Genomic DNA, 25691 nt, shown 5'->3' with positions numbered 1-25691 from the left:
GTCATTTACCATCAATTTGAACTTGTTTCAGATTCTAATATGTTTGGATTATTAAACACCTAGATTCCCGAAAAGATTCGGAGCAGGCTCTGAAATAAACTGGAGATGACCATTGTTAAAACTATGTATAGCTTTTAGCTAAAAAACTCATGAATTTAATAAAAGAGAAATTATATAAAGCTTGCGAGGCTTATGTGGAAGAACGTATAAAGCGTATTGAAGTTGCTATGGCCGGACTTGAAACCGACCTGGAGAACGAAACCAAAAGCAGTGCGGGCGATAAATATGAAACCGGGCGGGAAATGATAAACCTGGAGTGGAATAAATTATCGGGACAATTACAGCAATTTAAAAATCTTAGAAATACGCTTAATCTTTCTAAAAGTAGAACTAACAATGGCTCCGCTCAATTGGGGGCTGCGGTAAAGACCAATATGGCTAATTATTTTATAGCGATTCCGGCAGATCGTATTATTGTAGAGGGCGAAGCATATTTTGCTATAGGTGCTAATTCTCCCATCGCGCAATTATTGCTACATAAAAAAGTTGGAGAAGAAATTACTTTCAACGGAAAATCAGCTAAAATCCTTGAAGTGTTTTAAATTAAAAATGCTTAGCCACGATTACACGAATATTCTATAAAATACCTCTTCTACTTTTAAAGGGAGGTAATAAATAAAGGTGGGGGTGACGACACAAAAAACAATGTGTGATTGCTAAGAAGTTACGACTAAAGCAATCTGCACAAATAGAAACTCTCATTCAGTAGATTACCGCGCTCCTTCGGGCGCTCGTAATGATGATAGTAAAGAAGGAAAAAACAAGAAACAAGATCAAACCCCTCCGATCTGCGGACACCTCTCCTTGAAGAAATGGTGTTTATCCCTGATAATAGGCCTGGTTTTTTGGGCCATAATTTTCTATCTAACGGCTAATGACTGCAGTCTATCGACTAGAATTATTCGGTTATTCGTGGCGAAACTTACTTCAATCTAGACTCGATTAATTTTTCTGAAATTTTAAGCTTTATCCTTTTGCCTTCTTTTAATTCCTGTGAATGATTAAAATAGATAGTTTTTCCGTTTAGTTCGGCTTCAATTAACCAGTTTTCACCTTTAAACCAGGATTTTTTTACTGTTGCTTCTATTCCGGAAGTTTTGGAAAGTTTTATTTCTTCCGGGTAAAGAATCACTTTTTTTCGGCTGCTTTCATCTTTAGCCAAATCCTTTAGCATAAGTTCGTTTACATCTCCAAAAAGGGATGCCACATATTTATTTGGTGGGTTTTCATATAAATTCTGCGGGGAATTTTCAGCATAGATTTTGGCATTTTTAAGTACAATGGTCTTATCGGCAAAAGAAAGTGCATCGGTACTATCGTGGGTGGCCACTATACAGGCGATATTGTGGTCCTTTAGGTAAGCAAAAAGTCTTCGCCTTAAATTATTTTTTCTAAAATGGTCTATATGGCTAAAGGGCTCGTCCAGTAAAAGCAGTTCGGGTTGCTTTGCCAGTGCCCGGGCCAGGGCAACCCTCTGTTGTTGTCCGCCGCTTAAAAATTTCGCTTTTTTATTGGCCAGCTCGGTCATTTCAACCACTTCCAATAATTCTTTTATACGCTGCTTCTTTTTGTGGGGATATTGGTTGCTAAGGTATTTTCCAATATTATCGGCTACACTTAAAGGAAGCATAAGATCGAAATCCTGGGCTAAATATTTTATAAAAGCCTCTCCGGGCACCAGATTAAAATTGGGTCCCAATAATTCTTTTTCTTCCCAAAAAATCTCACCATCGGTATGAAGCAGGCCGTAAATAAGTTTAAGCAGCGTACTTTTACCACAGCCGCTTTCTCCAATTACCGAAAGGTTTTCTCCTTTTTCAAGCTTAAAACTTATGTTTTTTAAAACCGGTTCTTCAGCATAGGCAAAAGAGACATTTTTGAGTTTCAGCATAAAATTTATGTATTCTTTACAAGAGTGCTTAGTAAGACCTTCTTGCCTGGCATACTAGACATCGTCGTAATCTACCTTAAGCTTTGGCGTAAGAGGTTGTGCCTGGCAGGTTAAGATTAAACCTTCTTCTACCTCTTCATCGGTTAGAATTTGGTTTTTTCGCATTTCGGCCTTTCCTTCGGTGATTCTGGCAATACAACTGCTGCAAATACCACCCTGGCAGGAATAAGGCACGTCTAAATCCTGCTCTAAAGCAGCATCCAGTACCGTGTCTTTGGTATCCATAGAAAAGGTGGTTTCCTCGTCATCTACCATAACCGTAAGTTCGGTTTTACCTTCAACATTGGTTTCTATGGCGCCTGTTTCTTCAGTGGTAAATAGTTCGTAAAGAATTTTGTCTTCGGTAATTCCGTTTTGTTTTAAAACTTCACTTACCTGGTTTATCATTTCCTCGGGACCACAAAGGTAAAAAGCATCAAAAGCCTGATCTTTAAATTTGTTCTTTACGACAAAGTTTACCGTGCTGGTTTCTATACGTCCAAAATGGGAATTATCCTCTCTTGTTCGGCTGTAAACAAACTCTATAAAAAGCCTGTCGGCAAATTTAGCTTGCAATTCAAGCAACTCTTTAAAAAAAATGGTTTCTTCCGGAGATTTATTTCCGTAAGTAAGCACAAACCTACTTTTGGGCTCTTCGCTCAAAACGGTTTTTATAATAGAAAGCACCGGTGTTATCCCGCTTCCGGCAGCAAAGGCTGCATAAGTTTTTGCTTCACCGGTAGGTTTTAAAATAAATTTTCCTTCTGGCGGATGAACTTCCAGAATGTCTCCTGCATTGAGTTTGTTATTGGCAATTACTGAGAATTTCCCACCTTCTACCTCTTTTACCGTTACTTTAAACTCTCCCGAATTGGGGGGCGAACAAAGGGAATAAGCACGTCTTATCTCTTCATCACCTACTTTTGTTTTTATGGTAATATACTGGCCTGCATCAAACTTAAATTCCTCATTTAAGTTCTCCGGAATATTAAAAGACAAGCTTACTGCTTGTGGGGTTTCCCTAATTACTTCTTTTATCTCTAAAGGAAAAAATTTACTCATCAAAAAAATATTTTTTGCAAAAATACAAAGTATGTGAAATTAAAGAGTGTAACAAATGCCTAAATTTCTATACTTGTAAAGTAGGCGATAGGTAAAATATGAATATGAGCTATATTTTGGTCTGGAGATACCTTTAAATTTAATTTAGGCCAATGCTTATTTAATCCCGTTTAGTGGGGAAATTCTTAAAAATTATGTTTCAACGATTTTTGTGGTTAGAGTGGAAGTCTTTTTTTCGTTCTGCCAGTCTTGGGAAGAATATTGGGTTAAAAATCTTCTTAATTTTTCTTGCCTTATATTTTTCGATGGTATTCTTGGCCTTAGGGATTGGTCTCTACCCATTATTACAGGAAACCTTTCCTAATCAGGACCCTTTACAAATGGTAAATCGGTTTGTTTTACTCTGGCTGGTGTTCGAGCTTGGTTTTAGGTTTATGATTCAAACATTGCCGGTGTTAGATATAAAACCGCTTTTAAATTTACCTATTTCCAGAAGAAAAGCAGTGAACTTTGTGCTGCTTAAGTCTATGTATTCTTTTTTTAACTTTCTGTCCCTATTTATAATTATACCATTCGGGATTTTTTGTATTAACAAAGGCGATTATGGTACCTGGAATATTATAGGATGGATGATAGCCATGATTGCTACCACGCAATGTGTGAATTTTTTAAATTTTCTTATTAAAAAGAAGTTTACTGATAATTTAAAGGCCTTAATTCCCGCAATCTTAGCTGTTGTGATTCTTGGAACATTGGAATATTTTAAAGTTTTCGAGATTAGTTTTTGGTTTGGTAAAATGATGAATTTCCTTGTTTTGAATCCTTATCTTGCTGTTTTGCCTATAGTTCTGCTAATTATTCTATATAAATGGAACCAATTAAACCTTGAAAGCAAGTTTTACCTTGATGCAGGTTTAAAAGAAAAACAAAAAGATGCCGATACAAAGAATTTTGAATGGACTAAAAAATTTGGAGTTCTTGCACCTTTTCTTCAATTAGATTTAAAACTTATTTGGAGAAATAAAAGACCTAAGACCACAATTTATATGTCGTTGCTTTTATTGGGTTACGGCTTGTTTATTTATCCAGGCGATATGTACGGGCACCCGGCTATGTATGTATTTGTAGGTGTTTTTATGACCGGAATTTTTATGATTAATTTTGGTCAATTTGTGCCTTCCTGGGATGCCTCTTATTACCCCATGATTATGGCGCAAAATATTCCGCTTAAAGATTACCTGTCCTCCAAAGCAATGCTAATTAGTTGTAGTGTGATTGTACTGGCTATTTTAAGCACTCCATATATTTATTTTGGGTGGGATATTTTATTGATAAATATGGTTGCAGCTTTATATAATATTGGTGTGAATGTCCCTATTCTACTTTATTCCGGTTCTTTTAATAAAAAAAGGATAGATCTTGATAAGAGTCCGTTTATGAACTATCAGGGTACAGGAGCCGCTCAATGGATTGTTGGTATTCCTTTAATGTTTTTGCCTGTTTTAATTTTCTGGCTTCTAAACTTTTTTATAAATTTTGAAGCAGGCTTAATTGCTCTTTCTGGTTTGGGACTGTTAGGGCTGCTGTTGCGAGCTAGTTTAATGAAATACATTGCCGGGGTTTATCAAAAAAGAAAATATGCAATGATTAATGGTTTTAAACAAACCGGTGAATAAAATTATAAATATGATAACAGCTACGAATCTTAGTAAAGTTTACGGCGGAACAAAAGTTTTGAACATAGAACATTTAGATATTCCTGAAGGGGAAAGTTTTGGTCTGGTTGGAAATAATGGAGCCGGAAAAACTACCTTTTTCAGCTTACTGCTTGATTTAATCCAGCCTACTGCCGGAAATATTTTTAACCATGAGATCACCGTTAGTCAAAGCGAAGACTGGAAACCTTTTACTGCTTCCTTTATAGATGAAAGTTTTTTGATAGGCTATTTAACCCCCGAAGAATATTTTTATTTCGTGGGTGAATTAAGAGGAGCCAATAAAGCTGATATCGATTCGTTTTTAACGAATTTTGAAGATTTTTTTCACGGTGAGATTTTAGGCCGAAAAAAATATTTACGCGATCTCTCTAAGGGAAATCAGAAAAAAGTAGGGATTGTAGCTGCTTTAATAGGAAACCCTAAAGTGGTTATTTTAGATGAACCTTTTGCTAATTTAGATCCTACCACCCAAATTCGCTTAAAAAAAATTATTAAAGAACTTATGGAAAATAGGGAGGTTACAGTGTTAATCTCTAGCCATGACCTTATTCATGTAACCGAGGTTTGTGAACGAATAGTAGTTTTGGATAAAGGTGAAGTGGTAAAAGATATTAAAACTTCTGAAGCTACTTTAAGTGAGTTAGAACGCTATTTTTCTGGTGAGGTAGAAGTAACTCAGGCTGAAGAACTATCTTAATTAGGTTTGCATTTATAAAAAGAAGCGTATTTTTGCACACTAAACTTTCTGATTTTTAGTTATAAAGCCATCCAGAACCGGTTGATTTTGAAAATAATTACCAAACTTATTTTGTTTATACTCTTTCTAGGGAGTATTGCGGGCTGTTCCCGAAAAAAGAACACCTTTTTAAACCGAAATTGGCACGCGGTTACTACAGAGTATAATACCCTTTACAATGGTAATATTGGCCTGCAACAGGGGAAAGAAGAGCTTAACCAAAACTATGCCGATAACTATTGGGATATACTGCCCATAGAACGTATGCAAATTGACGAAAATATTGTTTTACCAGACAGTGTTCGAAATCAGAATTTTGGTTATGCTGAAGAAAAGGCTGTAAAAGCTATTCAGCGCCACGCCATGCTTATTGAAGGGAAAGAGAGAAATCCCCAAATCGATGAAGCTTATCTGTTATTGGGGAAAGCTAGGTATTTCGATCAGCGTTTTATTCCTGCGCTGGAAGCTTTCAACTATATCTTAAGGCGTTACCCTGCCAGTAACAATATTATTCACGCCCGGGTTTGGCGGGAAAAGACCCATATGCGTCTGGAAAATAATAGACTGGCTATTAATAATCTAAAAAAAGTCTTGGATTTGGAATACCTGGAAGATCAGGATATTGCCGATGCCAGTGCCACTATGGCCCAGGCGTATATCAACCTTAAGCATTTAGATAGTGCGATAGTTCCATTAAGTAACGCCGCAGAGTTTACCGATAAAAACGAAGAAAAGGGCCGCTATTTTTATATTCTCGGCCAACTTTATAATCGTATGGGTGAGCCTGCCAAAGCCAATGCTGCCTTTGATGCGGTTATAGACCTAAACAGAAAATCCCCCAGGGTGTATATGATTAATGCCTATGTGCAAAAAGCACGAAATTTTCAATTGGGGCAGGGAAATAATTATGAATTAAGGGAAATGCTTCGAGACCTGGAGGAAGACCGAGAAAACAGGCCGTATTTAGATAAAATTTATTTTCAAATTGGCGAATATTATAATCGCCTGGACTCTACCGAAACATCCGTAGAATATTATAAAAAATCCCTGAGGGCACCCGCCAGCGATATTTACCTGCGGTCTATTAATTACGAGATACTGGCAAATATAAATTTCGACAACAGCAAGTATGTATTGGCAAGTAAATATTTTGATAGTACCCTGGCAGAGATGAATCCCAAACTTAGGGAGTTTAGAACTATAAAGAAAAAAAGGGATAATTTAGAAGATGTTATAAAATATGAGGGGATAGCTTATAAAAACGATAGTATATTGCGTTTAACCCAAATGACATCTGCGGCGCAGTTAGACTATTTTAAAGACTACACCTCCAATTTGCGTACCCGTTTAGAGGCCGATGAGACTGCAAGTATTTTACCAGTAGCTTTGCCAAACATAGCTTCAGGACAACAGCCCAATTCTTCGCGTACATTTTATTTTTATAACGAAACTCGAGTACAACAGGGTAGGCAGGATTTTCTGAATCAATGGGGTGAGAGGCCACTGGCCGACAATTGGCGTTGGGCAGAAGTGAGCTTTGAAAATGAAGATGCTGTAGCAGAAGAAACAGGACTGTCGCAACAGGTTTTGGATAACGATCCAAGATTAGATCCCTATACCTATATTAATCAAATTCCTACAGATTCGGCAGTTTTGGACACTTTAACTCGTGATCGCGATTTTGCCTATTATCAGCTGGGGGTGATTTATAAAGAAAACTTCGGGGAATACCAGATGGCACAGGATAGACTCGAGGCGGTTTTAGAAATGTCTTCAGAAGAGCGTTTTATTTTGCCTGCGATGTATAATTTATACCAGATTTACCAAAACACAGGTCAGGCGTTAAGGGCTGATAAAATGAGGGCTGAAATTGTAACTGATTATCCCGATTCGCGTTACGCGGCCTATATTTTGAATCCTGAAAGCATTCAGGAAGATAAAAATGTTCCTGAAGCGATTTATGCACAGTTGTATCGCGATTTTAAAGCACAGAATTTTGATAAGGTTATTTCTGAATCGAATAGATATATCTCAGAATTTTCCGGAGACGTAATTGTATCCAAATTAGAACTTTTAAAAGCCCAGGCCAGTGGCAGGCTTTTAGGTCTAGATGCCTATAAAAGCGCATTAAATCACGTGGCACTAACCTACCCGCAAAGCGCAGAAGGAAAAAAGGCCCAGGAAATTCTAAATAAAACAATTCCAAAATTAAGCGGCCTGGAGTTTAATGCAGATAGCCTTCAGCAAAATTATAAACTACTTTATAGGTATAAACTCGCAGAAAAAGAAGCTGCCATAGCTTTAGAAGAAAAAATAAAAACAGCCATTTCCGATGTTAATTATAACCATCTTTCGGTTTCTGTAGATGTTTATAGCCAAGAAGAGGTTTTTGTAATGGTTCACGGTCTTAAAGATTTGGAAAGAGCCAAAGGCTTTGCCGAATTACTTCAAATAAATGAAGACTATCTGGTGGAAAAAGAACCAGTTAAAATTTCAACCGAGAATTATAGAGTTGTCCAAATTCAGAAGAATTTGGAAGAATATTCAAAACCAATCAACTAGCATTTTTTCCGGTTTAAAGTATGAAAAAAGATAACCTGAATAAATACATGGTTTTTGTGAATATTGCTTTCCAGATGGGAATCATTATTGCCGGAGGCGTTTTATTGGGGATATGGTTAGATGGTGAGTTCCCCAATAAATATTCTGTATTTACGATTTCATTATCCTTATTAGGGGTTTTTATAGCGCTTTACCAGGTCTATAGGAGTGTAATTAAAATGAGCGAAGAAGACGAAAAATATGAAAAATGATTTACTGGCTTTCTTAAAGCGATTGTTGCCTTTTACTTTGTTTTTGTGGTTAATACAATTTCTTTTACAACAGTATGTTTTAGAGTTAGATTTCTACTACAGTAGTTTTAGTATCTACCTTTTTCATTTTGTGGCCACCTTTCTAATTTATTCAATCCTGGTTTTTGTTTACCGTAATTTTACCGAAAATACCGGTTTTGCTTTTATGGGATTAAGTTTGTTAAAAATGGTGATGGCCGTAATTTTCCTGCTTCCTCTGGTTTTAAGTGGTTTAGATGGCGTATTTAGTAATATTCTTGCGTTTTTTATTCCTTATTTTTTGTTTTTGATCTTTGAGACGCTATATGCGGTGAAGCTAATAAACAAAGCTTAAGCTCCTGTTTGTCAGTAATAATGCAAAAAATAACACTTTTGCTAAAATTTTAGTTGGGGTGCTTTCAAATAAAAATTAAAAGTATACCTTTGCACCCGAATTTAGAGCCCATAATTTTAAGCAGAACAGGTACTATGATAGCACATAAATCTTTAAAGATTATAGTGACGTTTACACTAGCCTTAGCCTTACTTCCTTTTAACGCTTTTGCCAAGGATGATTCTCAGGCAGAAGAAAGTAAAAATGATTTTAATCCTACCGATATGATTATGCATCATATTGGCGATGCCCATGGATGGCATTTTTTTGGCGCGGGAGATAGTTCGGTTACTTTGCCCCTTCCCGTAATCCTTTACACTAAAGAAGATGGATTTGTAACCTTTATGTCAAGTGAGTTTCATCACGATACCGAAGGGAAATACGTGGTTGAAAAGGACGGTATGCGTTTTGTGAATTATCATGAAGATATATACAAATTAGATGCGGGTGCAGAAACTGTAGAGTTTGATGAAGAGCATAATGTTATAAATGCCAGTAAGCCCTGGGATTTTTCTATTACCAAGAATGTGGCCGCTATGCTTTTAACGGTTATTTTAATGTTGATTTTCTTCTTTGGCCTGGCCGGGCATCATAAAAAGAGTAAAAAGGCTCCTGCCGGTTTCAATAATATTTTAGAAACATTGGTTCTTTTTGTGCGCGATGAAATTGCAAAGCCTCAAATTGGCGATAAGAAGTATATGAAGTTTATGCCGTTTTTGTTAACTGTGTTTTTCTTTATATGGATTACAAACCTTTTAGGTCTCCTGCCTGGTGCAGCTAACGTTACCGGGAATATTGCGGTAACTGTTTCATTAGGGCTTTTTACTCTTGTGTTAATAGTGTTTAACGGGAATAAGGATTTTTGGAAGCATACACTATGGATGCCGGGTATACCAACTTTTGTAAAACCTATCCTGGCGGTTGTAGAATTGCTTGGGCTGCTAATAAAGCCTATTGCATTAATGATTCGTCTATTTGCTAATATTACAGCAGGGCACATTATTATCCTAAGTTTATTAGCCTTGATATTTATATTGGAAAATGCTGGGGTTGCCGGAATTTCGGTTCCTTTCGCACTTTTTATTACAGTACTGGAATTGCTGGTAGCATTCCTTCAAGCGTTTATTTTTACTATGCTGTCGGCCTTGTTTATTGGGGCTGCGGTAGAGGAACATGAACATCATTAATTTTAATTTTTAATTTTTTTACTATGGAATTATTACACGTAGGTCTTGCAGCTTTAGGAGCTGGATTAGCAGTTATTGGAGCCGCTTATGGCGTTGGTAAAATTGGTGGTTCAGCGATGGACGCTATTGCCCGTCAGCCAGAGGCTTCTGGGAAAATCCAGACTGCAATGATTATTGCTGCTGCACTTGTAGAGGGTGTTGCTCTTTTTGGAGTGGTAGCAGCTTTATTAGGGGTTTTAACTTCCTAATAAGAATTTACAAAACCCATTCGCAACGGTTGGTTGCGAATGGGCTTTTAAAAAATGATGTTAACAGGTATTATAAATAAATAATTATGGATTTAATTACTCCGGAAGTTGGTCTTATTTTTTGGCAAACTATTGTCTTTTTAGTATTGATGTTTATTCTTGCTAAATTCGCCTGGAAGCCAATTCTTGGTGCGGTAAGGACCCGCGAAGAGTCTATTAATGAAGCTCTTGCTTCTGCTGAAGATGCGCGTAAAGAAATGCAAAATCTAAAGGCAGACAATGAGAAATTGTTGCAGGAGGCGCGTGCAGAAAGAGATGAGATTCTTAAGGAAGCACGACAGCTAAAAGAAAAAATGGTTTCTGAGGCTGAGGCAGATGCACAAAGTAAAGCAGATAGTATTGTGGCTAAGGCTAAAGAGAGTATTGAAATAGAGAAGCGTGCAGCTATGGCAGATATTAAAAACCAGGTTGCGACCCTTTCTATAGAAATAGCCGAGAAGGTTATAGGTAAAGAATTAGCCACTGAGGAGAAGCAGCATCAGATGATTGATAAGATGTTGAATGATGCTACCTTAAATTAAGACACATGAAAGGAACCAGGGCAGCACAACGTTACGCTAAGGCGATTTTAGATTTGGCTAAGGAAAAAAATACTACTGAGGGTGTTTTTACCGATATGCAGCAAATTTCTCAAACAATTGCTAAAAGTGAAGATCTTTCGGCTATGCTAAAAAGTCCGGTTGTTAATACAACGGTTAAAAAAGCTAGCTTAAAAGAGATATTTAAGGGCGCAGGAGAGATTACCCAGGGTGTTTTTGATGTGCTTATTGAAAACGGAAGAATTAATATTCTTGACCTGGTAGCGCGAAATTATATACAGCGTTTTAACGAGATGAATCGTTCTCAGGAGGCGGTAGTAACTTCTGCAGTTCCATTAACATCAGAGCTTGAAGATAAGATTTTAGCCAAGGTGAAAGAATTGACAGGTGCCGGTGCAAAAATTAAAAACGTTGTGAATAAGGATATTATTGGAGGTTTTGTTTTAAGAGTTGGTGATTTGCAATATGACGCCAGCGTATCAAGAAACCTTAACAGGTTAAAAAGGGAATTAAAAACAAACGCATATATATCATCTATATAAAATGCCCTTAATGGGCTTTTAAAAAGTTAATAAAAACCGTCACGTAAATATTGTGGCATTTTATCTTAAATAATTATGGCAGAAGTAAATCCTGCTGAAGTATCAGCAATATTAAAGAAACAATTATCAGGTTTTGAAAGCGGAGCCTCTTTAGACGAGGTGGGAACTGTACTTACTGTTGGTGATGGTATCGCTAACGTTTATGGTTTGGCAAACGCACAATACGGAGAATTGGTTCAGTTTGAAAGCGGCCTCGAAGGAATGGTATTAAACCTTGAGGAAGACAATGTAGGTATTGTACTATTAGGCCCTTCTAAAGATGTTAGGGAAGGATCTGTAGTAAAAAGAACCAATAGAATTGCTTCTATAAACGTTGGTGAAGGCATAGTAGGTCGTGTAGTAGACACCTTGGGAGACCCTATAGATGGAAAAGGTGATATTGAAGGAGAAACTTTTCAGATGCCATTAGAGCGTAAAGCGCCGGGAGTAATTTATCGTCAACCGGTAAGTGAACCTATGCAAACAGGAATCAAATCTATCGATGCGATGGTGCCTGTTGGTAGAGGGCAGCGTGAGCTTGTGATTGGTGACCGTCAAACAGGTAAAACTACCGTTTGTATTGATACCATTCTAAACCAAAAAGAATTTTACGATGCAGGGGAACCTGTACACTGTATATATGTTGCTATTGGGCAAAAAGCTTCAACGGTAGCAGGTATCGCAAAAGTACTTGAAGATAAAGGTGCTTTGGCTTATACTACTATTGTAGCGGCAAACGCTTCAGATCCTGCTCCTATGCAGGTATATGCTCCGTTTGCAGGTGCTGCTATTGGTGAGTATTTTAGAGATACCGGTCGTCCGGCCTTAATTATTTATGATGATCTTTCTAAGCAGGCGGTAGCTTACCGTGAGGTATCTTTGCTTTTACGTCGCCCACCGGGACGTGAAGCATACCCTGGAGACGTTTTCTTCTTGCACTCTAGATTGTTAGAGCGTGCTGCAAAGGTTATCAACGACGATGATATTGCAAAAAATATGAACGACCTTCCTGATTCCCTAAAGGGAAAAATAAAAGGAGGTGGCTCTTTAACGGCACTGCCAATTATTGAAACACAGGCAGGTGACGTTTCGGCTTATATCCCAACCAACGTAATTTCGATTACCGATGGACAGATTTTCCTTACTTCAGATTTATTTAACTCTGGGGTTCGTCCTGCAATTGATGTGGGTATTTCTGTATCTCGTGTAGGAGGTTCGGCTCAAATTAAATCGATGAAGAAAGTTGCCGGTACTTTAAAATTAGACCAGGCACAGTATCGTGAATTGGAAGCTTTTGCTAAGTTTGGTTCAGATTTAGATCCTACAACCTTAAGAGTTATTCAAAAAGGTAAGCGTAACGTAGAAATCCTTAAGCAGGCTGAAAACGATCCTTATGCGGTAGAAGATCAGATTGCAATTATTTACGCGGGTTCTAAAAACTTACTAAGAGATGTGCCGGTAGAGAAGGTAAAGGAATTTGAAAAAGATTACCTGGAATATCTTAACACGAAGCATAGAGATATGCTAGATACACTAAAAGCCGGTAAATTAACCGATGAGGTTACAGATACCCTGGTTGCAGTAGCGAAAGAGCTTTCAGCTAAATATAAGAAATAGTATTGAGTATTGAGCTTGGTGTAGATAGAAACTTAGGTTCATATTTAAACTTTAAATAAATTATAGGTATCGGGTATTTTGTGTAAAATCTAAATACTCGATACTCAATACTAAATAAAATGGCAAACTTAAAAGAATTACGTAGCAGGATTACTTCGGTATCATCAACGATGCAGATTACCAGTGCCATGAAAATGGTGTCGGCAGCAAAGTTGAGCCGGGCTCAGGATGCGATTACGCAAATGAGACCGTATTCTGAAAAATTAACGCAGCTGTTACAAGATTTAAGTGCAACCCTGGATGACGATGCCAGTAGCAAATACGCTGAAGAACGCGAAGTGAAAAACGTGTTAATGGTGGCCATATCTTCAAATAAGGGTCTGGCGGGTGCTTTTAATACCAACATTGTAAAAGCCGTTAAGTATAAAGCCGGTAGCGATTATGATGCTAAAAAGGTAGATCTTTACACCCTGGGTAAAAAGGCAAACGATGTACTTAAAAAAGACTACGGGGTTTTTAAAAATAATAATGAGATCTACGACGATCTTTCTTATGAAAATGTATCCGCGATAGCCGAAGAATTAATGCAGTTGTTCTTAGATGAAAAATACGACAGAATTGTATTGGTATACAACCAGTTTAAGAATGCCGCAACCCAAATTGTACAGCACGAACAGTTTTTGCCTATAGAGCAGTTTGAAACTGAAGAAGAAAAGCAACTTGACTATATTTTTGAACCTTCAAAAGATGAAATAGTAAAAGAACTTATCCCTAAATCTCTAAAGATGCAATTGTTTAAAGCATTAAGGGATTCTTTTGCATCTGAACACGGCGCGCGTATGACGGCAATGCACAAAGCAACCGATAACGCAAAAGAGCTGCGTGACGACCTTAAATTGTCTTATAACAAAGCGAGACAAGCTTCTATTACCAACGAAATCCTTGAGATTGTTGGTGGTGCCGAGGCTTTAAATGGATAAGCTTTATATAATATTCCGGAAATACTTCCGTTTTTAAAAACCCGTATGTTAGTACGGGTTTTTTATTTGGTATAGGTTTTGTTTTTGTACTTTTAAACTGCAATATTTCTATTATGAAGAAACTACTATTTTTACTTACCGGTATATTCGCTTTCAGCTTAGTTACAAGCTGTGGCAGCAATAAGGAATTGCAGGAACGTGCTCCTGCACAGTTTCAGGATATTTATTATACAGAGAATGAGAATGGGTTAGATCTCTACATTCCTGTGGCTGTTATCCAGGAAAACAGGGTGAGTATGGATAGTGTCTATTTTAGGGGAATGAAATCTCCATTGGTGCGTGATAGTGAACAAACCAACCTTTTTATAGCCAATTTTAGTACCGGTGCTATGGATATTATGAGTATTGATCCGGCCGAAGAGAACAAAAACAGGCTTCCGCAACGAACTGAGAAAGTTCCTTTTGAGATTCAAGACGATGAAGCTATTCTCGTGTTTACACAAAATAACAAAACAAAATATTACAAGCTAACTGGAATAGAAGCGCAAAACTAAACCTAAAATCTAATTATTCTTAAGGTTGGGTATTTTTAAAAAACTTTTTCAACAAACATTTATATACGGGCTTGCCACGGTGTTGCCCCGTATGCTCAATGTTTTATTAATTCCGCTTTATACGCACGTTTTACCAAAGGAAGAATACGGCGAGATTTCTATCATCTTCGCCTATTTTGTGTTTTTTAATGTTATCCTGGCTTATGGGATGGAAACAGCGTTTTTTAGGTTTTATAATAAAATGAAAAACAAAAAAGAAGTTTTAAATACTTCCGGCTGGTCCCTGTTAATAAGTTCTTTAGTGTTTTTTGTCCTGGCCTTTTTGGTAAAGGATTTTATTGCTGAAATGGTGAATATCCCGGTTAAGTATATTCAACTGGTTATTTGGATACTATTTTTGGATGCATTGGTTATTATCCCATTTACCTGGCTTCGTGCTACCGAAAAACCCATGCGTTTCGCAATCATTAAAATTATTAATGTTAGTATAAACCTGGGGTTAAACATATTCTTCTTACTATTTTTAAAAGACCTGGCTATAGATAATCCGGTTTTTGATAGCATTTATGTGCCAGATTTCGAGATTAGCTATATTTTCATCTCTAACGTGGTGGCCAGTGCAGTTACGTTATTAATGATGCTACCTTTCTACTTTAAAATAAACTTCAGCTTTAATACCGTTTTATGGAAATCGATGATGTCTTATGCATTTCCGGTTTTAATTGCCGGTCTGGCCTTTTCTGTAAATGAAGTTTTTGATAGAATAATGTTAGATTATTTGCTGCCACAGGATATAGCCAGGGAAGAAATTGGGGCTTATGCTGCCTGCTATAAATTAGCCTTGTTTATGACGCTTTTTGCTACTGCTTTTAGGCTGGGCATAGAACCTTTTTTCTTTAGTCACGCCGAAAATAAAAATGCACCGGAAACTTATGCGATAATCACGAAATATTTTGTGGTTTTTGGAAGCTTTATTCTTATTGCCGTTATCGTCTTTATAGACCTTTTAAAAGAACTTTTAATCCAGAATAGTACTTATTGGGAAGCAATGCATATTGTGCCACTTATTTTGCTGGCTAATCTTTTCCTTGGAATATATCATAACCTCTCTGTTTGGTATAAGATTACAGATCGCACCCGTTTTGGCGGGTACATCTCGGTAGTTGGTGCTTTATTCACCCTTACCCTCAATATTATTTTAATTCCATATATAAGTTATACCGGTTCTGCAATTGCAACGTTAGTGGCTTATGCTGTTATGATGTCGCTTTCTTATTTCTTCGGAAAAAAATATTATCCTATTCCCTACAATCTTAAAAAAATAGGCAGCTATTTAATGCTTTCCGTGCTATTTTCGGTATTTTCATTTTATGTCTTCCGCGGAAATTATTTTGTTGGAATAAGCTTATTATTAATCTTTCTCGGAACCGTATATGTTGCAGAAAGAAAACAATTTATTAAAATCTTACAATCTTAAATATGCAAGTAAAGATCATCAATAAATCGGCACACAAACTGCCGCATTACGAAACTGAAGCTTCGGCAGGAATGGACCTTAGAGCCAATATTTCTGAAGCTGTTACGTTAAAACCATTAGAAAGAACAATCGTTAAAACGGGACTTTTTATAGAGCTTCCGGTAGGTTACGAGGCCCAGGTAAGACCACGAAGTGGCCTGGCCGCTAAAAAAGGGATTACAGTATTGAATGCTCCCGGTACCATAGATGCCGATTATCGCGGTGAAATTGGGGTTATTTTGGTGAATCTTTCTAACGAAGAATTTACAATAGAAAATGGAGAGCGTGTAGCCCAAATGGTAATTGCTAAACACGAACATATTTCCTGGGAAGAGGTAGAAAGCCTGCAAGAAACCACACGTGGTGCCGGCGGATTTGGTAGTACCGGGAATAAATAACACCCGTAGTTCTCACGGGATTTTAAAAAGAGAACTTACTAATTTTTGACCTTCGGGTTAGTTGTGCGAAAAATTAATATAAATATAGATCTTGAAAAATTAAAAGATCTTAAAAACAAATTAAATGAAAATTATAGTGCCTATGGCGGGTCGTGGTTCAAGACTGCGCCCTCATACCTTAACTATTCCAAAACCTTTAATTCCGGTTGCGGGAAAACCAATTGTACACCGTTTGGTAGAGGATATTGCAAAAGTACTTGACCAACCTATAGATGAGATTGCTTTTATTTTGGGCGATCCCGCTTTTTTTGGTGACGATGTTGTAAAGAGTTTAGAGAAATTAGCTGAAAGTTTAAATGCAAAAGCATCAATTTACCGCCAGGATCAACCTTTGGGAACCGGTCACGCTATTATGAGTGCTAAAGAATCACTTTCCGGTCCTGCAGTGGTTGCTTATGCCGATACTTTGATAAAGGCCGATTTTGAGCTAGATAAAGATGTCGATGCAGTAATTTGGACTAAAAAAGTTGCCAACCCTGAAGCTTTTGGGGTGGTAAACCTTAATGAAAAAAACGAGATTATAGAATTGGTTGAAAAACCAACAGAGTTTGTTAGCGACCAGGCCGTAATAGGTATCTATTATTTTAAAGATATTGCTGTCTTAAAAGAGAAACTGGAAGAGGTGCTTGATGAAAACCTAATGCACGGTGGCGAATACCAAATTAATGATGGTATTAAAAAAATGATGGCCGAAAATAAGGTTTTTAAAACCGGAACCGTAGATGAATGGATGGACTGCGGAAACAAAAATGTTACCGTAGAAACCAATGGTAAAATGCTTAATTTTCTTCACCAGGATGGTGAAAAGTTAATCTCAGACTCTATTAAGATTACTAATTCTGAAATTACCGAACCTTGTTATATCGGAGAAAATGTAGAGCTGGTGAATGCTAAAATTGGCCCTAATGTTTCCATTGGCGATGGTACCAAAATTATTAACGCTGAAGTGAAGAATAGTCTAATTCAAACTTTTGCTGAAGTGAAAAATGCAAAATTAGATAATGCGATGATAGGTAATTTCGCTAAATTTAATGGAGAATTCACCCAGATTAGTATTGGGGATTATTCCACTTTAGAATAAACTTAATTAAGAGGTTGTTTGAAGAATTTTAAGATCGTCATCCTGAATTTATTTCAGGATCTAATTTATTGTTCGTCAAAACATGTTAGAAGCTGAAACCAGTTCAGCTTGACAAAACCTGATTTTTCAAACAACCTCTTTACTTCAATTTTCCTGAAATTTAATCTATGAAAAAGTATGTCTTCAGTATCGCTATATTTTTGGGAGTCTTAGCTCCATTTCAGGAAAATTTTGCCCAGGAAAAAGACATAAATCAGGATGACCTGGGAAATGTAACCGATGCATTTCAGGAGCAATTCTTCGAGGCTTTAAAACAAAAAGGCATAGAAAACTATGAAAAAGCTTTACTTGCTTTAGAAAAATGCCAAAAGTTGGAACCTGATAATGCGGTTGTATATTTTGAAATGGCCAGGAATTATAATGAATTGGAGGATTTTGATAAGGCTATTCTTAATCTTGAAAAAGCACATCAGTTGGTGCCCGAAAGGGAAGATGTACTTAACCAACTTTACAAAACATATACCAGGGCACAACGCTATGATGCCGCAATAGAAAGCTTATTGAAGCTTCTTAATTTTAATGAAGATTATAAAGAAAAACTTGCCAATATTTATTTATTAAATAAGCAATACGAGCAAGCTCTTGAAACCATAGATGAATTAGACCGGCGGGAAGGCCCCAGCACTTATCGAAACCAACTACGCAGGCAAATTTATGCACGAACCGGCGATACCGGAGCTCAAATAGAGAACCTGGAGAAGGCAGTTTCCAATAATCCTAAAAACGAACAAAATTACCTGAACCTTATTTATATCTATAGTGATATTGGTGATGATGAAAAAGCTTATAACACCGCTTTGCAGTTGCAGGAGGCTAATCCGGGCTCTACTTTGGTGCATTTGGCCCTTTATAAATTTCATCTAAATAGGGAAGAGCCTGAAGAGGCAGTAACTTCAATGAAAATTGTTTTTGAAAGTGAAGAAATTGATGCCGAATCTAAATTTAAGGTACTTAATGATTTTTTAATTTTTGTAGATAATAATCCCGATTATGAAGAAGATTTAATGCAGGTAAGCAAAATGCTTAGTGAGCGTGAAAATGCACCGAAACTCTACGGCCAATTGGGGCAATATTATATGAAACGTGGAGAACTAGAAGATGCATTAAATTTCTTTAAAGCCGGCCTTGCAGAAAATAAAGAAGATTTTCAGTTGGTAAGAAATACAATTTTTCTACAATTAGAGTTGGGAAAATATAAAGAGGCTCAACTTTTGAGTAAAGAAATGTTAGAAGTATTTCCGGCGCAGCCAGTTTTATTTTTATTGCAGGGTATAGCACTAAACAAACTGGAGGCATATAAGGAAGCTGTAGAAATACTTACATTTGGACTGGATTATTTAATAGATAGCCCCAGGATGGAAATAGACTTTTACACACAGTTAAAAATAGCCCATCAAAAATTGGGAGAAGAAAAGAAATCGGTTGAATTTTCAAAGAAAATAGAAACCTTATTAAAAGAGATAGAATAGATGTATAGAAAGATATTGGGACTGGTTTTACTTAGCCTTTTTGTAGTTTCCTGCGGAAGCCGAAAAGGAGTAAAGGGAATTGCCACAAAAAATGCGGAAGCAGCAACAATTATAGAAAGTCATTATAATGCTGAAACCAACTTTAATACACTTACCGGAAGGTTAAAAACTGTTTATCAAAACGAAGATCGTACCCAATCGGTCAACCTAAGCTTTAGAATGGAGAAAGATAAGGCTATTTGGATGAGTGCTTCGGTTCTGGGGTTTCCGGTAGCCAAGGCTTATATCACTCCATCTCGGGTAAGTTATTATGAAAAGGTGGGTCAAACCTATTTTGATGGTGATTTTCGCTTGTTAAGTGATTTACTGGGTACCCCATTAGATTTTCAGAAACTTCAAAATCTGCTTATAGGCCAGGCAATTTATGATCTTAGGGAAGAAGAATTTGAATTTTCACAAACCGCAAAAGGCTTTCAGTTTATGCCTGCTCAAGACGGATTAATAAAAAAAATGTTCTTATTGAATCCGGGTAATTTTAAAGCTTCTGCCCAGCAACTGGCACAAACAAACGAAAATAAAAGTGTAACGGTAACCTATTCTGATTATCAGAACATAGACGGTAGGGTTTTTCCGGAAGAAATAAGTATCATTGCCAACGAGGCTGGAAATAGTACAAGAATAGAACTTACGTACCGCTCATTGGAATTTGATCGCGGTGAGTTGAGTTTTCCGTTCGATATTCCGTCGGGTTATGAAGAAATTAGTTTATAATGAAGTTTAAGAAGTTTTCTGGATTAATATTCTGTTTTATAGGCTTACTGCTTTCCGCGGGGAATTTGTCGGCTCAAACAACCAGGGAAAGCCTGGAAAAAAAGCGTATTGAACTTAGAAATGAGATTCGTAGAATAAACGAACTAAGAAGCAGTAATAAGCAAAAAGAACGCTCGGTTTTAAGTCAGGTTGAAGATTTAGATCAACAAATAAGAAGTACCGAAAACTTAATAAAAGTAACCAACCAGCAGGCCAACCTGTTAACTAATCAAATAAACGCCAATACCAACAAGATTTCGCGTCTTAGAAAGGAATTGGAGGAGCTTAAGGAAGATTATGCCGGGATGATAGAGAAATCTTATAAAAGTAAATCTTCGCAAAGCAGAATAATGTTCTTGTTGTCTTCAGAAAACTTTTTACAGGCATACAAACGCTTGCAGTATATGAAACAATATACAAACTACCGTAAACAGCAAGGAGATGAAATTAAAGCCAGAACCGAAGAACTGCAGGAGCTTAATGCCAGTTTAGCCAATCAAAAAGAGGCTAAGGAGGCACTTATTGCTGAAAATAGGCAAACAAGGGCACAACTTGAAAAGAATAAAAAAGCCCAGCAGGATTTGATGCAGAGCATTAGAAGTAGAGAAGGAGAGTTTGCAGCACAAATAAGGCAGAAACAACAGGAAATAAATAAAATAAACGCCCAAATCGAGAAAATGATTCGCGAGTCTATTGCGAAATCTAATGAAGAAAGCGGTTCTAGCGAAAGGGATGTGTACGAATTAACACCGGCTGCCAAAGCGCTTGCTGCCGACTTTGTTAAAAATAAAGGTCGTTTGCCATGGCCGGTAAGATCTGGTGTGGTTACTTCTCGTTTTGGCAGGCAACCACACCCTGTTGTGAAGTCTATTAGTATTAATAATAACGGAGTGAATATAGATACCGATTCCGGTGGAAAAGCCCGTGCTGTATTTAATGGTACCGTTAGTGAAGTGCAGGTGCTAAAAGGTGCCAATAAAGCGGTGATGGTAAGGCACGGAGATTATATTACTATTTACGATAACCTGGAAAACGTATTTGTAAAAAAGGGAGATGTAGTGAATACCGGACAGGAACTTGGTGCTATTGCTACCAGTCGTACCTCGGGTAAAACTACTTTGCATTTTCTCATCTATAAGAATATGCAAAAAATGGATCCGGCAGATTGGATTCTGGAGATGTAATTTAGCTACCCTAAACAGATTCAATTGATTTCCTGCAAGGCTAGACGTATTGACTAAATTATTATGATAGTGCTATTTAGCTTTTAATGTGAAAGCTTGGGAAATAAATAGACTTATTATATTATTAATTCTCAAATAAAGCCTTGAGTTCTGTAGCTTCGTTAGGCTTCATTTTTCCTGCAAGTACCAGGCTAAGTTGTTTTCTTCGCAAAGCAGCTTCGTAGCGCTCTTTTTCGAGGTCTGTTTCTGGTTCTAAAGGAGGAACAGCTACAGGAGAACCGGTCTCGTCTACAGCTACAAATGTATAGATAGCCTCGTTTGCCTTAGAACGTTTTCCGCTTTCACGATCTTCAACCCAAACATCTATAAAAATTTCCATAGAAGACTTAAAAGCTCTCGAAACAGCAGCCTCTACAGTAACCACACTACCTAATGGAACAGCTTTGTTAAACGCAACGTGGTTTACCGAGGCGGTAACCACAATACGGCGGCTATGTCTCCTGGCAGCAATACTGGCCGCACGATCCATTCGGGCAAGTAATTCGCCACCAAATAAATTGTTTAGAGGGTTGGTTTCACTGGGTAAAACCAAATCGGTTAAAGTAGTTCTGGATTCTTCTGGATGTTTTGCCTGCATTCTGCCAATTTTTGGCAAAAATAAGGTGCTTTGGGCAATTTACAACTTAAATAACTATTAAAGTTCCTGTACCAATAACCACGCTGCTTCATTAAAAGCTTTTACCTCGCGAAGCATATTAATGGCATCACGTCTTTTTTCGTGGCTGGCATAAACCACCTGGTGCAAACCATATTTATTTTCGCCAAGTAGATGTGCTTTAAAGCCTTCTTTTCTAAGTTCAGCTACTTTGGTTTTTGCATTTTCCTCTACACGAAATGCCCCGGCTACAATATGATAGCTTCCGGTTTGCTTAGCTACGTTAAAAGTAACGGCCGGTAATGGGGTGTCAATTACAAAGGTGGCTTGTTGTATTTGCTCCTGAAGTTGTTCCTGGGCTTGTTGCTGCTCGGCTATATTATGTTTAGAAACCTGGCTGCTGTAAATGTTTAAGCCGGTAAAACCAGAAATTCCCAGGGCAATAAGGCCTATGGCAGCATATTTTAGATAAGCAGGAGTATTTCTGCGTTTTTCGGGAGTAAAAAGTATAGGAGCTTTTTCTTCAAGCTCTTCCACTTGTTTTTTGTAAGTCTCCCGACTAACTGTTGAAGTTTTAAAGCTATCCAGTCCAAAAGAATCGGTTAAGTAATTAACCTGTTCAAAAGGTTCAAACTGAAGTTTGTCTTCAGCATAAAAAAACCGACCAATATTTTCAAGCTCAACCTTAGTGTCTTGCTGAATGGATTTTTCTAACTTCTCAACAAATTCAGCAATCATATTCACGGCAGTAGTGTAAGATACTTTTTGAGCTGAGGCAATATAATTAGCCAAAAGCCCATCGTTCTTTTTTAACTGCGAATTAAAAGAAACCACTTTTTTAGGCGGATAAAAAACCTGGGTTTCTTTGTTTATAAAAGCTGATTCTTTTTGGGATAAAAAAGCCCCAAACCCGGGTAGAATTACGCATTCGTACCTATATAATAAATCCTGGATGTAGTTAGCTATCTTCATTGCCGCAAAAATAAGGTGTTATTTTAATCCTCCTAAAGTTACCCAAAGAAATTTTATTAACAAACCTTTTTTTCTGTAATTTTAAGGAAAACCCAATTATGTCTTCAGAAGAATTATTATATATCCTTGCTTTGCAACATATTCCAAATCTGGGAGATACAACTGCCAAGAAGCTAATTGGGCATTTTGGAACTGCTAAAAATGTTTTAAAACAGAGAAAACAAAATTTATTAAAAATTGATGGTATTGGTGCCTACCGTTTAAGTGGGTTTTTTGATGTTGCTCACCTAAAAGCAGCCGAAGAAGAGCTTAAATTCATTGAAAAGAACAATATAAAAACACTTTATTTTAAAGACAGCGATTATCCAGACAAATTAAAACACTGTATAGATGGCCCGGTGTTATTATTTCAAAGAGGAAATATAAACCTTAATAATCAAAAGATTATTAGTGTAGTAGGAACCCGAAAAATCACTCAAAGTGGCGTTGCATTTTGTGAAAAATTTATCGAAGAACTAAGTCCGTTAAATCCTATAATTGTTTCAGGTTTTGCTTACGGGGTAGATATTACAGCGCATAAAGCGGCCGTAGCCAATAGGCTTCAAAATATTGGGTGTTTGGCGCATGGTTTAAATCAAATTTATCCCAAAGTGCATCAAAAATACGTGAGTTCGGTAGAAGAAAATGGAGGTTTTTTTACCGATTTTTGGAGCAGCGACGATTTCGACAGAAATAATTTTTTAAAGCGCAACCGGATAATCGCCGGCCTAAGTGAGGCTACCGTGGTGATAGAAAGTGCCGAAAAAGGCGGTTCGCTGGTAACTGCAGATATTGCGAACTCTTATAACCGGGAAGTGTTTGCGGTGCCGGGCCGGCCGGTCGATAAATTTAGCAAGGGTTGTAATAACCTTATAAAATCTCAAAAAGCACATTTGTTGAACAGTGCAGCCGATTTGATTTACATGCTTAATTGGAAGCCGGAAGAAGCAATAAAACCGGTGCAAAAACAAATGTTTGTAGAACTTGATGCCGAGGAGAATAATATATTGGATTTTTTGCAAAAAGAAGGGAAAGCCCAGTTAGATAGCATAGCTTTAAACTGTAACTTTCCCTCTTATAAAGCTGCGGGTATTTTAATTAACATGGAATTAAAAGGCGTTGTACGCCCATTACCCGGTAAATTATTTGAATTAATCTAGTAGCCTACTTTGTTTCTTACCCTATGTAATACTTCATTAGCTACATTTCTGGCTTTTTCGGCACCTACTTCCAGGGCTTTGTCTATTTCTTCCAGATTGTTCATGTAATATTCATACTTTTTACGTGGAGTTTCAAATTGCTCTAAAAGTAGTTCGTATAAAGCTTGTTTAGCGTGGCCATAGCCAAATCCGCCGGCTTTATATTTTTTACGCATTTCGGTAACCTGTTCTTCGCTGGCTACTAATTTATAAAGTGTAAAAACATTACAGGTATCGGGGTTTTTAGGTTCCTCTAGAGCAGTGCTATCGGTAGCAATGGCCATAATTTGTTTCCTTAGCTTTTTATCGCTTACAAATAGGTTTATGGTATTACCTTTAGATTTGCTCATCTTGGCACCATCGGTACCCGGTACATATTTTGTGCTTTCCTGAACTTTTGCCTCGGGAATTATAAAAGCTTCTCCCATTTTAGTGTGAAAACGAGAGGCCACGTCACGTGTGATTTCTAAATGTTGAAGCTGGTCTTTTCCTACGGGCACAATTTCGGCATCATAAAGTAATATATCGGCTGCCATTAGCATAGGGTAGGTGAAAAGTCCCGCGTTTACATCTTCCAGCCTATCGGCCTTATCTTTAAAAGAATGTGCCAGGGTTAAACGTTGGTAGGGAAAAAAACAACTTAAATACCAGGAAAGCTCTGCAGTTTGCGGAATATCGCTTTGGCGATAAAAAACTGTTTTTTCAATATCTATACCACAAGCCAGCCAGGTTGCCGCCACAGAGTAGGTGTTGTTTCTTAAAGTTTCGGCATCTTTTATTTGGGTTAGCGAATGCATATCTGCAATAAATATAAAAGAATCGTTATCGGGTTTGTTGGCCATTTCTATAGCCGGTAAAATTGCACCCAATAAATTTCCCAAGTGTGGAGTTCCTGTGCTTTGTACTCCTGTAAGAATTCTGGACATCTGCTTTTTGGTTTTTGTGCAAAGGTACTTTTTTTACCGAATTCGTTCGGTTCATTTTAGTACTTTTGGCTGCTATGAGCATTATGCGATCTATACTTATTATTTTATGGCGAATTTGGTTTTATATATTACTTGTAATACCAATTTTGCTAATGTTACCGGTACTTTTGGTGTTTTCTTCGGCTGAGCGATTTTACCCAAAATTTTATTTTTGTGCCCGTATTTGGGCAAAATGTATCTTATACGGAATGGGTTTTTATCCTGAAGTTGAAAGAATGCAGCAACTTGACCCCGATAAAAATTACATGTTAGTGGCCAATCATACTTCTATGATAGATATTATGATGATGCTCGTGATTATTAAACAGCCCTTTATCTTTGTTGGAAAGAGGGAACTTGCTAAAATTCCTATTTTTGGTTTTTTCTACCGAAAAACCAATATCACCGTAGATAGAAGTTGTGCTAAAAGTAAGCAAGATGTAGTAACCGAAGCGCGCCGAAGATTAGATATGGGAGAGAGCATTTGTATTTTTCCCGAAGGCGGTGTGCCAGACGATATGTCTTTGGTTTTGGATTCCTTTAAGGATGGTGCTTTTAGATTGGCTATAGCCCATAAAATTCCTATAGTGCCCATTACTTTTTATGACAATAAAAAAAGGTTTTCCTATAAGTTCATTTCGGGAGGGCCGGGTAAGCTACGGGTGAAAATTCATAGGTTTATAAGCACCAAAACAATGCAAACCGGCGATAGAAAGATATTGAAGGAACAGACGAGACAAATTATTTTAGACGAGCTTACCAAAGAAACTAAAAAGAAGGAATAAG

Annotated in this window: 26 protein-coding genes; 21 read left to right on the top strand and 5 right to left on the bottom strand. The window is 37.2% G+C overall.

Going from position 1 to position 25691, the window contains the following annotated elements:
• Nucleotides 1-149: 149 nt before the first annotated feature.
• Nucleotides 150-602 carry a GreA/GreB family elongation factor gene (locus tag GUB10_RS14215; protein ID WP_227740423.1) on the top strand — a complete coding sequence of 151 codons (453 nt, stop codon included), beginning with the start codon at nt 150-152 and terminating at the stop codon, nt 600-602.
• A gap of 380 nt (nt 603-982) precedes the next feature.
• On the opposite strand, the gene GUB10_RS14210 is transcribed toward GUB10_RS14215, so the two are convergent.
• A complete protein-coding gene (locus GUB10_RS14210) occupies nt 983-1951 on the bottom strand; it encodes an ABC transporter ATP-binding protein (protein WP_193712130.1) in 969 nt (322 codons plus the stop codon).
• 54 nt (nt 1952-2005) lie between these two features.
• A complete protein-coding gene (locus GUB10_RS14205) occupies nt 2006-3052 on the bottom strand; it encodes a ferredoxin--NADP reductase (protein ID WP_193712129.1) in 1047 nt (348 codons plus the stop codon).
• Between the two features lie 194 nt (nt 3053-3246).
• On the opposite strand from GUB10_RS14205, the gene GUB10_RS14200 reads away from it, so the two are divergent.
• The 18 genes from GUB10_RS14200 (at nt 3247) to GUB10_RS14115 (ending at nt 21075) form a co-directional block, all read left to right on the top strand.
• A complete protein-coding gene (locus tag GUB10_RS14200) occupies nt 3247-4728 on the top strand; it encodes a DUF5687 family protein (RefSeq protein WP_193712128.1) in 1482 nt (493 codons plus the stop codon).
• Nucleotides 4729-4738: 10 nt separating this feature from the next.
• A complete protein-coding gene (locus tag GUB10_RS14195; protein ID WP_193712127.1) occupies nt 4739-5467 on the top strand; it encodes an ABC transporter ATP-binding protein in 729 nt (242 codons plus the stop codon).
• 87 nt (nt 5468-5554) lie between these two features.
• The gene (locus GUB10_RS14190) at nt 5555-8068 is read left to right on the top strand and encodes a hypothetical protein (protein WP_227740422.1); all 2514 of its coding nucleotides are present in this window, start codon (nt 5555-5557) and stop codon (nt 8066-8068) included.
• Nucleotides 8069-8088: 20 nt separating this feature from the next.
• The gene (locus GUB10_RS14185) at nt 8089-8319 is read left to right on the top strand and encodes an AtpZ/AtpI family protein (protein ID WP_193712125.1); all 231 of its coding nucleotides are present in this window, start codon (nt 8089-8091) and stop codon (nt 8317-8319) included.
• On the top strand, nt 8309-8692 hold the full coding sequence (locus GUB10_RS14180) for a hypothetical protein (protein WP_193712124.1): 384 nt from the start codon (nt 8309-8311) through the stop codon (nt 8690-8692). The genes GUB10_RS14185 and GUB10_RS14180 overlap by 11 nt, the downstream gene beginning before the upstream one ends.
• Nucleotides 8693-8826: 134 nt before the next feature.
• Nucleotides 8827-9918, top strand: a complete 1092-nt coding sequence (gene atpB / locus GUB10_RS14175; protein WP_193712123.1) for a F0F1 ATP synthase subunit A — start codon at nt 8827-8829, stop codon at nt 9916-9918.
• A gap of 23 nt (nt 9919-9941) precedes the next feature.
• A complete protein-coding gene (gene atpE, locus GUB10_RS14170; RefSeq protein WP_193712122.1) occupies nt 9942-10166 on the top strand; it encodes an ATP synthase F0 subunit C in 225 nt (74 codons plus the stop codon).
• Between the two features lie 86 nt (nt 10167-10252).
• A complete protein-coding gene (locus tag GUB10_RS14165; protein ID WP_193712121.1) occupies nt 10253-10747 on the top strand; it encodes a F0F1 ATP synthase subunit B in 495 nt (164 codons plus the stop codon).
• 5 nt (nt 10748-10752) lie between these two features.
• Nucleotides 10753-11307 (top strand): ATP synthase F1 subunit delta, encoded by a 555-nt coding sequence (gene atpH / locus GUB10_RS14160; RefSeq protein ID WP_193712120.1) that lies wholly within the window; start codon nt 10753-10755, stop codon nt 11305-11307.
• Nucleotides 11308-11382: 75 nt separating this feature from the next.
• Entirely contained in the window at nt 11383-12963 is a 1581-nt protein-coding gene (gene atpA, locus GUB10_RS14155; protein ID WP_193712119.1) for a F0F1 ATP synthase subunit alpha, read from the top strand.
• A 119-nt stretch (nt 12964-13082) separates the two neighbouring features.
• Nucleotides 13083-13943, top strand: coding sequence for an ATP synthase F1 subunit gamma (gene atpG / locus GUB10_RS14150; RefSeq protein ID WP_193712118.1), 861 nt, complete (start codon nt 13083-13085; stop codon nt 13941-13943).
• A 113-nt stretch (nt 13944-14056) separates the two neighbouring features.
• Complete coding sequence (locus GUB10_RS14145; RefSeq protein ID WP_193712117.1) at nt 14057-14497, top strand: hypothetical protein; 441 nt, start codon at nt 14057-14059, stop codon at nt 14495-14497.
• A gap of 25 nt (nt 14498-14522) precedes the next feature.
• Entirely contained in the window at nt 14523-15974 is a 1452-nt protein-coding gene (locus GUB10_RS14140; protein WP_193712116.1) for an oligosaccharide flippase family protein, read from the top strand.
• A gap of 2 nt (nt 15975-15976) precedes the next feature.
• Nucleotides 15977-16411 carry a dUTP diphosphatase gene (dut, locus tag GUB10_RS14135; RefSeq protein ID WP_193712115.1) on the top strand — a complete coding sequence of 145 codons (435 nt, stop codon included), beginning with the start codon at nt 15977-15979 and terminating at the stop codon, nt 16409-16411.
• A gap of 124 nt (nt 16412-16535) precedes the next feature.
• Entirely contained in the window at nt 16536-17552 is a 1017-nt protein-coding gene (locus GUB10_RS14130) for a sugar phosphate nucleotidyltransferase (RefSeq protein WP_193712114.1), read from the top strand.
• 167 nt (nt 17553-17719) lie between these two features.
• Entirely contained in the window at nt 17720-19081 is a 1362-nt protein-coding gene (locus tag GUB10_RS14125) for a hypothetical protein (RefSeq protein WP_193712113.1), read from the top strand.
• Complete coding sequence (locus GUB10_RS14120) at nt 19082-19852, top strand: DUF4292 domain-containing protein (RefSeq protein ID WP_193712112.1); 771 nt, start codon at nt 19082-19084, stop codon at nt 19850-19852.
• Nucleotides 19852-21075 carry a murein hydrolase activator EnvC gene (locus tag GUB10_RS14115; RefSeq protein ID WP_193712111.1) on the top strand — a complete coding sequence of 408 codons (1224 nt, stop codon included), beginning with the start codon at nt 19852-19854 and terminating at the stop codon, nt 21073-21075. The genes GUB10_RS14120 and GUB10_RS14115 overlap by 1 nt, the downstream gene beginning before the upstream one ends.
• A gap of 124 nt (nt 21076-21199) precedes the next feature.
• Here GUB10_RS14115 and GUB10_RS14110 read toward each other — a convergent pair whose 3' ends face one another.
• Together GUB10_RS14110 and GUB10_RS14105 are read right to left on the bottom strand one after the other, a co-directional pair.
• Nucleotides 21200-21712 carry an acyl-CoA thioesterase gene (locus tag GUB10_RS14110; RefSeq protein WP_193712110.1) on the bottom strand — a complete coding sequence of 171 codons (513 nt, stop codon included), beginning with the start codon at nt 21710-21712 and terminating at the stop codon, nt 21200-21202.
• A gap of 57 nt (nt 21713-21769) precedes the next feature.
• Nucleotides 21770-22702 carry an SPOR domain-containing protein gene (locus GUB10_RS14105; RefSeq protein WP_193712109.1) on the bottom strand — a complete coding sequence of 311 codons (933 nt, stop codon included), beginning with the start codon at nt 22700-22702 and terminating at the stop codon, nt 21770-21772.
• Nucleotides 22703-22800: 98 nt separating this feature from the next.
• Here GUB10_RS14105 and dprA point away from each other — a divergent pair, with 98 nt between their 5' ends.
• Complete coding sequence (gene dprA, locus GUB10_RS14100; RefSeq protein WP_193712108.1) at nt 22801-23901, top strand: DNA-processing protein DprA; 1101 nt, start codon at nt 22801-22803, stop codon at nt 23899-23901.
• On the opposite strand, the gene trpS is transcribed toward dprA, so the two are convergent.
• On the bottom strand, nt 23898-24866 hold the full coding sequence (gene trpS / locus GUB10_RS14095) for a tryptophan--tRNA ligase (RefSeq protein WP_193712107.1): 969 nt from the start codon (nt 24864-24866) through the stop codon (nt 23898-23900). The genes dprA and trpS overlap by 4 nt on opposite strands.
• Before the next feature lie 248 nt (nt 24867-25114).
• Between trpS and GUB10_RS14090 the strand changes: the two genes are divergently transcribed.
• Nucleotides 25115-25690, top strand: a complete 576-nt coding sequence (locus GUB10_RS14090; protein WP_370591101.1) for a lysophospholipid acyltransferase family protein — start codon at nt 25115-25117, stop codon at nt 25688-25690.
• The last annotated feature ends 1 nt before the right edge of the window (nt 25691 follow it).

The sequence above is a fragment of the Salegentibacter sp. BLCTC genome, from assembly GCF_015143665.1.
Taxonomy (GTDB): domain Bacteria; phylum Bacteroidota; class Bacteroidia; order Flavobacteriales; family Flavobacteriaceae; genus Salegentibacter; species Salegentibacter maritimus.
Note: the sequence above shows the minus strand (reverse complement) of the source record. Positions and strands in the feature narration are given on the sequence as shown.

What these genes read in the sequence shown, in the direction of transcription:
- GUB10_RS14180 (WP_193712124.1), top strand. Translation starts at nt 8,309, where the DNA reads ATGAAAAATGATTTACTGGCTTTCTTAAAGCGATTGTTGCCTTTTACT.
- GUB10_RS14120 (WP_193712112.1), top strand. Translation starts at nt 19,082, where the DNA reads ATGTATAGAAAGATATTGGGACTGGTTTTACTTAGCCTTTTTGTAGTT.
- atpB (WP_193712123.1), top strand. Translation starts at nt 8,827, where the DNA reads ATGATAGCACATAAATCTTTAAAGATTATAGTGACGTTTACACTAGCC.
- GUB10_RS14165 (WP_193712121.1), top strand. Translation starts at nt 10,253, where the DNA reads ATGGATTTAATTACTCCGGAAGTTGGTCTTATTTTTTGGCAAACTATT.
- GUB10_RS14115 (WP_193712111.1), top strand. Translation starts at nt 19,852, where the DNA reads ATGAAGTTTAAGAAGTTTTCTGGATTAATATTCTGTTTTATAGGCTTA.
- atpE (WP_193712122.1), top strand. Translation starts at nt 9,942, where the DNA reads ATGGAATTATTACACGTAGGTCTTGCAGCTTTAGGAGCTGGATTAGCA.
- atpH (WP_193712120.1), top strand. Translation starts at nt 10,753, where the DNA reads ATGAAAGGAACCAGGGCAGCACAACGTTACGCTAAGGCGATTTTAGAT.
- GUB10_RS14210 (WP_193712130.1), bottom strand. Translation starts at nt 1,951, where the DNA reads ATGCTGAAACTCAAAAATGTCTCTTTTGCCTATGCTGAAGAACCGGTT.
- GUB10_RS14205 (WP_193712129.1), bottom strand. Translation starts at nt 3,052, where the DNA reads ATGAGTAAATTTTTTCCTTTAGAGATAAAAGAAGTAATTAGGGAAACC.
- GUB10_RS14200 (WP_193712128.1), top strand. Translation starts at nt 3,247, where the DNA reads ATGTTTCAACGATTTTTGTGGTTAGAGTGGAAGTCTTTTTTTCGTTCT.
- GUB10_RS14090 (WP_370591101.1), top strand. Translation starts at nt 25,115, where the DNA reads ATGGGTTTTTATCCTGAAGTTGAAAGAATGCAGCAACTTGACCCCGAT.
- dut (WP_193712115.1), top strand. Translation starts at nt 15,977, where the DNA reads ATGCAAGTAAAGATCATCAATAAATCGGCACACAAACTGCCGCATTAC.
- GUB10_RS14130 (WP_193712114.1), top strand. Translation starts at nt 16,536, where the DNA reads ATGAAAATTATAGTGCCTATGGCGGGTCGTGGTTCAAGACTGCGCCCT.
- GUB10_RS14105 (WP_193712109.1), bottom strand. Translation starts at nt 22,702, where the DNA reads ATGAAGATAGCTAACTACATCCAGGATTTATTATATAGGTACGAATGC.
- atpG (WP_193712118.1), top strand. Translation starts at nt 13,083, where the DNA reads ATGGCAAACTTAAAAGAATTACGTAGCAGGATTACTTCGGTATCATCA.
- GUB10_RS14195 (WP_193712127.1), top strand. Translation starts at nt 4,739, where the DNA reads ATGATAACAGCTACGAATCTTAGTAAAGTTTACGGCGGAACAAAAGTT.
- atpA (WP_193712119.1), top strand. Translation starts at nt 11,383, where the DNA reads ATGGCAGAAGTAAATCCTGCTGAAGTATCAGCAATATTAAAGAAACAA.
- GUB10_RS14215 (WP_227740423.1), top strand. Translation starts at nt 150, where the DNA reads ATGAATTTAATAAAAGAGAAATTATATAAAGCTTGCGAGGCTTATGTG.
- GUB10_RS14185 (WP_193712125.1), top strand. Translation starts at nt 8,089, where the DNA reads ATGAAAAAAGATAACCTGAATAAATACATGGTTTTTGTGAATATTGCT.
- GUB10_RS14110 (WP_193712110.1), bottom strand. Translation starts at nt 21,712, where the DNA reads ATGCAGGCAAAACATCCAGAAGAATCCAGAACTACTTTAACCGATTTG.
- GUB10_RS14125 (WP_193712113.1), top strand. Translation starts at nt 17,720, where the DNA reads ATGAAAAAGTATGTCTTCAGTATCGCTATATTTTTGGGAGTCTTAGCT.
- dprA (WP_193712108.1), top strand. Translation starts at nt 22,801, where the DNA reads ATGTCTTCAGAAGAATTATTATATATCCTTGCTTTGCAACATATTCCA.
- GUB10_RS14145 (WP_193712117.1), top strand. Translation starts at nt 14,057, where the DNA reads ATGAAGAAACTACTATTTTTACTTACCGGTATATTCGCTTTCAGCTTA.
- trpS (WP_193712107.1), bottom strand. Translation starts at nt 24,866, where the DNA reads ATGTCCAGAATTCTTACAGGAGTACAAAGCACAGGAACTCCACACTTG.